Genomic DNA, 6,236 nt, shown 5'->3' on the forward strand with positions numbered 1-6,236 from the left:
CTCCGTCGGTGCTCATGAAGCGAAGAAGCGGTCGGCGCGGGCGGCGTGCACCTCGGCGAGGAGGTCCAGCAGCGGGTCGGTGTCGGCGGGCAGGTCGGCCGGAGAGCCTGTCGCGCGCGACAGGCTCTCCTCGGCGACGGCGTCGACCTCCGGGGAGAGGCGGGCGGTGACCGCGGCGACCGTGATCGGGTCCATCGCCAGCAGCCGCTGCGCCGCCGTCGCCGGGCCGCTGATCGACAGGTAGGCGGCGGCCGCCGCGGCATCCCGGGGCGCGAGCCCGCCGGCGGCCGCGGCGACGCCGAGCGCGACGGGGTGGTGCGGCGCGGACGGCAGCGCGTCCCACGCCGTCGAGGGCCAGGCCCGGCGGCCGACCCGCACCAGCCCGCGGCCCTGCTGCCGGGAGGCGGCCCGCAACGCGGGCGACGGCGTCCGCGCGTCGGCCTCGTCGTCCAGCCGCAGCAGCGCAGCGACGAGCTCCGACGAGGACGGGGCCGGAGGCTCCTCCGAGGAGGGGCTGGTCGGGCTCAGCGGAACAGGGGACGGCACCTGGCCGCGGTGTCGTCCGGAGGACGACAGTGTCGTCGCCGCCGCCAACCCCGCGGCCACGGCGCCGGACGTCCGCAGCCGGCGCAACAGGAACGCCGCCAGCGACGACGGGTCGCGCACCAGCCCCGCCGCGATCGCCTGCTCCACCCCGCCGGAGTGGGTGTGGCCGCCGGCCGGCAGGCGCGCATCGGCCAGCGTGAGGAGTGCCGCCGTCATCAGAACAGGAAGTACCGCTGCGCCATGGGCAGCTCGCGCACCGGCTCGGGCTCCCACACCTCGCCGTCGACGCTGACCGTGAAGGTGTCGGGATCGACGCGGATGTCCGGCAGGGCGGTGTTCTCCGGCATGTCGGACTTGGCGAGCCGGCTGGTGTCGGCGACGGCGACCAGCCGCCGGCCGATCGCCAGGCGGTCGGCCAGCCCGGCCTCGAGCGCCGCGGGCGCGACGAAGTGCACCGACGTCTGCGCCGGCACCGAGCCGTAGGCGCCGAACATCGGCCGGGGCAGCACCGGCTGCGGCGTGGGGATCGACGCGTTGGCGTCGCCCATCTGCGCCCAGGCGATCATCCCGCCCTTGAGGACGGCGTGCGGCCGGACGCCGAACAGCCCCGGGTCCCACAGCACCAGGTCGGCGAGCTTGCCGGGCTCCACCGAGCCGACCTCGCCGTCGATGCCGTGGGCGACCGCGGGGCAGATCGTGTACTTGGCGACGTACCGGCGTGCCCGGCGGTTGTCCGCGGCGCCGTCGCCGGCCAGCGAGCCGCGCCGGCGCTTCATCACGTGCGCGGTCTGCCAGGTGCGCATCACGACCTCGCCGACCCGGCCCATCGCCTGCGCGTCGGAACCGATCATCGAGATCGCGCCGAGGTCGTGCAGCAGGTCCTCGGCGGCGATCGTCGTCGGCCGGATCCGGCTCTCGGCGAAGGCCAGGTCCTCGGGCACGGAGCTGTCCAGGTGGTGGCAGACCATGAGCATGTCGAGGTGCTCGTCGAGCGTGTTCACGGTGTGCGGGCGGGTCGGGTTGGTGCTGCTGGGGAGCACGTTGGGGTGCCCCGCGACGGTGATGATGTCCGGTGCGTGCCCGCCCCCGGCCCCCTCCGTGTGGTACGCGTGGATGCTCCGGCCGGCGATCGCGGCCAGGGTGTCCTCGACGAAGCCGGCCTCGTTCAACGTGTCGCTGTGCAGCGCCACGGGGACCCCGTGCTCCCCGGCCACCGTCAGCGCCGCGTCGATGGCGGCGGGCGTGGAACCCCAGTCCTCGTGCAGCTTGAACCCGCTCGCCCCCGCCCGCAGCTGCTCCACCAGCGAGGCCCGGGACACGGTGTTGCCCTTGCCCAGCAGCGCGACGTTGACCGGGAGCGGGTCCATCGCCTCGAGCATCCGCGCCAGGTACCAGTCCCCGGGCGTGATCGTGGTGGCCTTGGAGCCCTCCGCGGGGCCGGTGCCGCCGCCGATGAGCGTGGTGACGCCGGAACCGAGCGCCGTCGGCACGATCTGCGGGCAGATGAAGTGGACGTGGCAGTCGATGCCGCCGGCGGTGAGGATCCGGCCGTTGCCGGCCAGCACCTCCGTGCCGGGCCCGATGACCAGGGCGGGGTGGACGCCGTCCATGGTGTCGGGGTTGCCGGCCTTGCCCAGCGCGACGATCCGGCCGTCCCGGATGCCGACGTCCGCCTTGACGATGCCCCAGTGGTCCAGGACCACCGCGCCGGTGATCACCAGGTCGGGGGCGCCCTCGGCGCGGGTGGCCCGGCCCTGCCCCATGGACTCGCGGATCACCTTGCCGCCGCCGAAGACCGCCTCCTCGCCGGCGCGGCCGGGGCCGCCGCAGCGGTCCTCCTCGACCTCGATGAGCAGGTCGGTGTCGGCCAGCCGGATCCGGTCGCCGGTGGTCGGGCCGTATAGCTGGGCGTAGCGCTCGCGGGACAGCCGCACCATCAGCCGAGCCCTCCCTCTGCGGTCAGGCCGGGCACGAGGCGCGCCCCGGCGATCGGCACCAGCGTGACGGTGCGGGTGATCCCCGGCTCGAAGCGGACGGCGGTGCCGGCGGCGATGTCGAGCCGCTGACCGTGCGCCGCCGCCCGGTCGAAGTCCAGCGACCGGTTGGTCTGGGCGAAGTGGAAGTGCGAGCCGACCTGGACGGGCCGGTCGCCGGTGTTGGTCACCTCGAGCTCGGTGCGGGGCGCACCGGGCAGGGTCTCGATCGTGCCCTCGGCGGGGATGACCTCGCCCGGCACGATCCCGCTCACGCTCACGGGATCGGGTGGTGGACCGTGACCAGCTTCGTCCCGTCCGGGAAGGTCGCCTCCACCTGCACCTCCTCCAGCAGTTCGGGGACGCCGTCCATCACGTCGTCCCGCGTCAGCACCGTGCGGCCGGACTGCATGAGCTCGGCGACCAGGACGCCGTCCCGCGCACCCTCGAGCACGTGGTCGCTGATGATCGCCGTCGCCTCCGGGAGGTTGAGCCGCAGGCCCCTCGCCCGGCGGCGCCGCGCCAGCTCGGCGGCGTAGGAGAGCAGCAGCCGTTCCTGCTCGTGCGGGGACAGGTGCACGCGGGAGACCTCCGGACCTCGGCGGAGCCCGGACGCTAACCCCACCGTGTAACGCCGGCGTTGCGGGGTTGTCCCCGCGGGCGGCAAGCCTCTATGGTTCATTACATGAGTAACGAACCCAGGGACTGCGGGACCCCGGGCTCCGACCGGCCCGCCCGGTGAACGAGGCCGCCGGCCCGATCTTCCGGCAGGTCGCCGACCTCATCGAGACCGCGATCGTCGACGGCTCGCTCCCCGAGGAGAGCCAGGCGCCCTCGACCAACGAGCTGGCCGCCTTCCACCGCATCAACCCCGCCACGGCCGCCAAGGGGCTGAACCAGCTCGTGGCCGACGGGGTCCTCTACAAGAGACGAGGAGTCGGGATGTTCGTCGCCACGGGCGCCCGCGAGCAGCTGCTCCGGCGCCGCCGCAGCGAGTTCGCCGACCAGTACGTCCGCCCCCTGATGACCGAGGCGCACAAGCTCGGCATCTCCTCCGCGGAGCTGGCCACGATGATCGACCGCTGGGCGGACGCGCGATGACCGCCGTCGCGACGCTGCAGGACGTCACCATGCGCTTCCGCGGCCACACCGCGCTGGACGAGGTCAGCACCGTGCTCGAGCAGGACACGATCACCGGCCTGCTGGGCCGCAACGGCGCCGGGAAGACGACGCTGCTGCAGCTGCTCACCGGGCACCGGGTGCCGACCTCCGGCCGGGTGGAGGTGTTCGGACGCTCCCCGTTCGAGGACGACGGCGTCCTCTCCCGGATCTGCTTCGTGAAGGAGGGCCAGCGCTATCCGGACGCCTTCCGGGTCGGCGACGCGGTGTCCGCCGCGTCCTGGCTCTTCCCGAACTGGGACGCCGACCTGGCCGACCGCCTGCTGACCGACTTCGAGCTGCCGCGGAAGCGGGCCATCAGCAAGCTGTCGCGCGGGATGAACTCCGCGGTGGGCATCGTGATCGGGCTGGCCTCCCGAGCGCCGCTGACGCTGTTCGACGAGCCCTACCTCGGCCTGGACGCCGTCGCCCGGCAGCTGTTCTACGACCGGCTGCTGGCCGACTACGCGGAGCACCCGCGGACCGTCGTCCTCTCCACGCACCTCATCGAGGAGATCAGCGACCTGCTCGAGCGGGTGCTGCTCGTCGACCGCGGTCGCGTCGTGCTGGACGAGGACGCGGACGCCCTGCGCGCCACCGCCCTCACCGTCGCCGGTCCCCGCGCCGCGGTGGAGGAGTTCGGCCGGAACCGGGAGGTCCTGAGCACCGAGGCGCTGGGCGGGCACGCCCGCGCCGTCGTCCGGGTGGCCGGGCCGGTCGACGAGGCCGCCGCCACCGCCGCGGGCCTCAGCGCCGAGCCGACCCCGCTCCAGCGCCTCGTGGTCGAGCTCGCCCGCGCCACGCGGGCAGCCGGCCCCGCCGTCCTCGAGGAGGTCCCCCGATGAGCCGCGTGCTGACCGCCGCCCGCCTGCACCTGGTCAACCCGCTGGTGATGCTGGGCATCCCGTGGCTCGTCGCCGGCATCTCGTTCGCCATCAACCTCGCGCTGTTCGGCCTCACCGACGCGGGGGCGGACATGGAGGGCGGCGGCTTCACCGCAGGCGTCGCCTCGCTGTACATCACCGTGCTCATCGTCTTCGTGCAGGCCGTCACCCAACTGCTGCCCTTCGCGATGGGCCTGAGCCTGTCGCGCCGCACGTTCTACCTGGGGACGGCGCTCGTCGCCGTCGTGCAGTCGCTCTGCTACGGCGTCGTGCTCGCGGCGCTGGTCGCCGTGGAGGGCGCGACGGGCGGCTGGGGAGTGGACCTCGCGTTCTGGGGTCCCGGCACCATGGACGTCGACGCCTTCGCCCTGCAGGTCGTCGTGTCCGGCGGGCCCATGCTCGCGGCGACGTCCGTCGGCATCGGCATCGGCGTGGTGATGAAGCGGTGGGGGCAGCGCGGCCTGTGGGCACTCATCGTCGGCACGCTCGTCGTGCTCGGCGGTCTCGCCGTCCTGGTCACCTGGCTCGAGGCGTGGGGCGACCTCGGCACCTGGTTCGGCGACCGCGCCGTCGCCACGCTCGCGGCGGGCGTCCCCGCGATCCTGGCCGCCGCCCTGGCGGCCCTGAGCTGGGCGGGGATCCGGCGCACGGTGCCCTGACCGGCCCGACCGCCGCTACGGTTGCCCGCCATGGGCGCGCGGAACCGACGGTGGCGGTCGTGGGCACTCGCCCTCGCCGCTCTGCTGGTGGTCGTCGCCGTCGCGGCCGTGGCCCGCGACCGCTCCCGCTCGTCGTCCGCCGCGGGCACGGAGGAGCGCGTCGTCGACGTCGGCGGTACCGAGCGCGAATTCCGCCTGTACCGCCCCGCAGACCTGCCGGAGTCCCCGGCGCTGGTGCTGGTGCTGCACGGAGGAGGCGGCAGCGCCCGCCAGGCCCAGGAGACCTACGGCTGGGACGACCTGGCCGCCCGCGAGGGCTTCGCGGTCGCCTATCCGCAGGGCCTCCACCGGACGTGGAACGCGGGCGACTGCTGCGGGCGCGCGGCGCGCCAGGGCGTCGACGACGTCGCCTTCCTGACGGCGCTGGTCCGGACCGTGACCGACGACCTCGACGTCGACCCGCGCCGCGTGTACCTGGCCGGCATGAGCAACGGCGCGATGATGGGCTATGCGTTCGCCTGCGCGACCGACACGCTCGCCGCGCTCGGCGCCGTGGCCGGCTCCCAGGTCACGGACTGCCCCGCACCCGCCCCGCTGTCGGTGGTCCACGTGCACGGGACGGCGGACGCCTCCGTGCTCATCGACGGCGGAACGGGCTCCGGGGCCGGAACGGTGACCGCGCCGCCGCTGGCGGAGGTGATGGCCTCGTGGCGGTCGGTCGACGCCTGCGAGTCGCCGCGGACGACCCGCTCGGGCGACGTCACCACGGAGTCCGCCGACTGTCCCGAGGAACGGACCGTGGAGTCGGTGGTCATCGACGGCGCCGGCCACCAGTGGCCGGGATCGGCCGCCCCACGTGCGGCGGCCGATCCGCCGTCGACCGCGCTCGACGCCACCGACTACCTCTGGGACTTCTTCGCCGCGCACCCCCGCCCCTGAGCGCACCTTCCGTCACCGACGACCCGAGCAATGCGGCGCTTCTGCGCGGTGCAACTCTGCGCTTCTGCGCGGTGCAA

8 protein-coding genes are annotated in these 6,236 nt (G+C 74.4%); 4 read left to right on the forward strand and 4 right to left on the reverse strand.

Translation table 11 applies throughout. From position 1 onward, the window contains the following. Window positions 1–12: 12 nt before the first annotated feature. Genes BMY88_RS22950 through BMY88_RS22965 form a run of 4 tightly spaced genes read right to left on the reverse strand, consistent with a single transcriptional unit; the run spans window position 13 to window position 3,099 of the window. Window positions 13–762 carry an urease accessory protein UreF gene (locus BMY88_RS22950; RefSeq protein WP_170861255.1) on the reverse strand — a complete coding sequence of 250 codons (750 nt, stop codon included), beginning with the start codon at window positions 760–762 and terminating at the stop codon, window positions 13–15. Further along, window positions 762–2,483, reverse strand: coding sequence for an urease subunit alpha (locus tag BMY88_RS22955; protein WP_091949660.1), 1,722 nt, complete (start codon window positions 2,481–2,483; stop codon window positions 762–764). Before BMY88_RS22955 ends, BMY88_RS22950 begins: the two co-directional genes overlap by 1 nt. Then, complete coding sequence (locus BMY88_RS22960; protein WP_244524880.1) at window positions 2,483–2,794, reverse strand: urease subunit beta; 312 nt, start codon at window positions 2,792–2,794, stop codon at window positions 2,483–2,485. The genes BMY88_RS22955 and BMY88_RS22960 overlap by 1 nt, the downstream gene beginning before the upstream one ends. A gap of 2 nt (window positions 2,795–2,796) precedes the next feature. Then, the gene (locus tag BMY88_RS22965) at window positions 2,797–3,099 is read right to left on the reverse strand and encodes an urease subunit gamma (protein WP_091949663.1); all 303 of its coding nucleotides are present in this window, start codon (window positions 3,097–3,099) and stop codon (window positions 2,797–2,799) included. A 158-nt stretch (window positions 3,100–3,257) separates the two neighbouring features. On the opposite strand from BMY88_RS22965, the gene BMY88_RS22970 reads away from it, so the two are divergent. The 4 genes from BMY88_RS22970 to BMY88_RS22985 are packed head-to-tail and all read left to right on the forward strand — an operon-like array spanning window position 3,258 to window position 6,159. Further along, window positions 3,258–3,620 carry a GntR family transcriptional regulator gene (locus BMY88_RS22970; RefSeq protein ID WP_091949667.1) on the forward strand — a complete coding sequence of 121 codons (363 nt, stop codon included), beginning with the start codon at window positions 3,258–3,260 and terminating at the stop codon, window positions 3,618–3,620. Next, window positions 3,617–4,522, forward strand: coding sequence for an ABC transporter ATP-binding protein (locus BMY88_RS22975; RefSeq protein ID WP_091949670.1), 906 nt, complete (start codon window positions 3,617–3,619; stop codon window positions 4,520–4,522). Before BMY88_RS22970 ends, BMY88_RS22975 begins: the two co-directional genes overlap by 4 nt. Beyond that, complete coding sequence (locus BMY88_RS22980) at window positions 4,519–5,220, forward strand: hypothetical protein (protein ID WP_091949673.1); 702 nt, start codon at window positions 4,519–4,521, stop codon at window positions 5,218–5,220. The genes BMY88_RS22975 and BMY88_RS22980 overlap by 4 nt, the downstream gene beginning before the upstream one ends. A gap of 30 nt (window positions 5,221–5,250) precedes the next feature. Further along, the gene (locus tag BMY88_RS22985) at window positions 5,251–6,159 is read left to right on the forward strand and encodes a CE1 family esterase (RefSeq protein WP_091949676.1); all 909 of its coding nucleotides are present in this window, start codon (window positions 5,251–5,253) and stop codon (window positions 6,157–6,159) included. Window positions 6,160–6,236: the final 77 nt, after the last annotated feature.

The organism is Trujillonella endophytica (assembly GCF_900110555.1).
Classification (GTDB): Bacteria; Actinomycetota; Actinomycetes; order Mycobacteriales; family Geodermatophilaceae; genus Trujillonella; species Trujillonella endophytica.

What these genes read in the sequence shown, in the direction of transcription:
- BMY88_RS22950 (WP_170861255.1), bottom strand. Translation starts at nt 762, where the DNA reads ATGACGGCGGCACTCCTCACGCTGGCCGATGCGCGCCTGCCGGCCGGC.
- BMY88_RS22955 (WP_091949660.1), bottom strand. Translation starts at nt 2,483, where the DNA reads ATGGTGCGGCTGTCCCGCGAGCGCTACGCCCAGCTATACGGCCCGACC.
- BMY88_RS22975 (WP_091949670.1), top strand. Translation starts at nt 3,617, where the DNA reads ATGACCGCCGTCGCGACGCTGCAGGACGTCACCATGCGCTTCCGCGGC.
- BMY88_RS22980 (WP_091949673.1), top strand. Translation starts at nt 4,519, where the DNA reads ATGAGCCGCGTGCTGACCGCCGCCCGCCTGCACCTGGTCAACCCGCTG.
- BMY88_RS22985 (WP_091949676.1), top strand. Translation starts at nt 5,251, where the DNA reads ATGGGCGCGCGGAACCGACGGTGGCGGTCGTGGGCACTCGCCCTCGCC.